This is a genomic window from Campylobacter sp. MIT 12-8780 (genome assembly GCF_006864535.1).
GTDB lineage: Bacteria > Campylobacterota > Campylobacteria > Campylobacterales > Campylobacteraceae > Campylobacter_D.
This window is the reverse complement of sequence record NZ_QHLL01000018.1, coordinates 1-1,976: the sequence shown is the minus strand read 5'-3', so window position 1 is coordinate 1,976 and position 1,976 is coordinate 1. Positions and strand designations below refer to the sequence as shown.

The 1,976-nt window shown below is 31.0% G+C and carries 2 protein-coding genes; both read right to left on the bottom strand.

Going from position 1 to position 1,976, the window contains the following annotated elements:
• Positions 1-1,341 (bottom strand): Cj0814 family flagellar-dependent secreted protein (locus DMB95_RS09470; protein WP_142931840.1); only part of this gene is annotated, 1,341 nt, incomplete at its 3' end.
• 85 nt (positions 1,342-1,426) lie between these two features.
• Positions 1,427-1,976, bottom strand: a 550-nt coding sequence (locus DMB95_RS09640; protein WP_185906696.1) for a bacteriocin, incomplete at its 5' end; no start/stop codon positions are given.

The window sequence follows — 1,976 nt, the reverse complement described above, 5'->3', positions numbered from 1 at the left end:
ATCAAGACTTTTTAAATTTAAATTCTCATCTTTTATTCCAAAAAGCATTTTAAGAAAATCTTTTTCATCAAAACTTTCTTCTAAAAGTTTTTTAAGAAGCTCATTTGTATCTATAGCTTTATAAGTTTCATTTTTACTTTCTGCTTGTATTGGAGTGAAGGTTGTTTTGTTTGTTTTGGTGTTTGTTTGCAAAGCTTTATGATCGATAATTTCTAGCGAATAATCAAGCCCAAGTTCTTTTTCACTGGCTTTAAGCCTTGCTACAAACTTATCATGTCTTTGCTTAAAATCAAGATATTTTTCTTTAAATTCATCTAAACTCATATTTGAGTTAAACATATCCTCGTATTCTTTGACAAATTCTCTTGCTTCTTTGACAAGTGTGCTATTTTTTGTATTTTCACTCCTTGAGATGAAAAGAGACATTGAAAACCTTGATCCCATCAAATCAAGAGCATTGTTTCCTTCTAAAGATATATCTAAAAATGGACTTTGAAGCCTATTTGTGCTCATAAAATCTTTAAATTCCTTAAGCTCTATTTGAGTGATTGAGCTATCAAGTCCTAAAAATTTACCAAGTATTTTTGTTTCTCCTGATAAAAAACTAGAGCCAGCTCCTAAAATACCACTATTATTTAAAAAAGCCATCAAAACTCCGCCCTTGCTTACACTTTTATCATTATTTATATAAGGAAGTTTTGAGATGCTTGCCACATCGCCACTTGTGTTAAAAATCGTATCATTATCGATGGAAACAAACTTAGAGCCTAAACCAAGTCCAAAACTTTGCAAGGTATTAAAACTTAAGTTCTTATTTATCCCATCATCTAGTTTGCTTAAGTATTCTTCTTTGCTATAAGTTTTTATAACATTAAAATTCTTATCCATACTAAAAGCATAGGGTAAATTTTCTAGCTCTTCTTTTGAAAAGCTAGAATTTAAAGTTTGAGGCGCAAGTTGAGAAAATACCTTATAAGCATTGCCTAAAGTTTTCGCAAAATCAACCTTAGTATGTGTTGAGAGAAAATAATCACTACTTTGCTGAAAGTTCACAAATTTTTTAGCTCCTTCAGCGTGGATTTTATAATCTTTTGGCAAGCCAGCTGCTTCATTAAAATCACTAGTAAAAAAGCCTTCTTTATCTACACCATAACCCAAGACTTGAGAGACTGCCTTGCTTTTATCTTGGACTAAAGTTGAAATGGTAGTTTGGATTGGATTGCTTTGAGATAAAGAAGTATTTTGATTTAAAGCGTTATTGGAGTTTGTAGCTTGTTTTTTATTTGCATAAGAGTTCGTATAATGTTGAGTGGCGATATTTGGGATTGTAGAATTGATCATTTTATACCTTTTTGATTTTGCTTTTAGATTGTCGTTTAGATAACGACAGCTCTAAAATCGGTAAAAATAAGAAATTATTTAGCTCTTAAAATAAGCTAGGATTCCAACCACCCATTGCGCCTTCCATATTTTCTTTATATTTGTTTGCAATTTCTTTGATAACCATATTATTATTTAAAAGAGCACCTGATGTAGTAGAGTCAAATTTATAGAATTGTTGTGATCTATCCATTACACCTACTTGATAGTTAAATAGCACATAAGGGCGTCCTAAACTAGAAATTTTTATCTGTCTTTTTACAATATATACTGGGGTAAAATCCATAGACCAATTTGTAATATGAAACCAATTTACTAGTCTATTGGTGCTTGGATTAGAGCATGTTTCAATACCGGGACCACATATACCTTTTAAGCCATTGAGATCATAAGCATAATTTTTGATATATTCATATTCTTTATTTGTAAGAACTGCTACACCATAGAGTTCCGATTTTAAATTTATACGATCTTTAGGAGGTTGATAATATGCCATCACATACCCACCCTTAACCTCTTTCATCTCTTCAAGGCTAAGTTTTTTCACTCCAACTGAATAATCACTTAAATTTCCCTTGCTTATCCTTGCTAAAAAA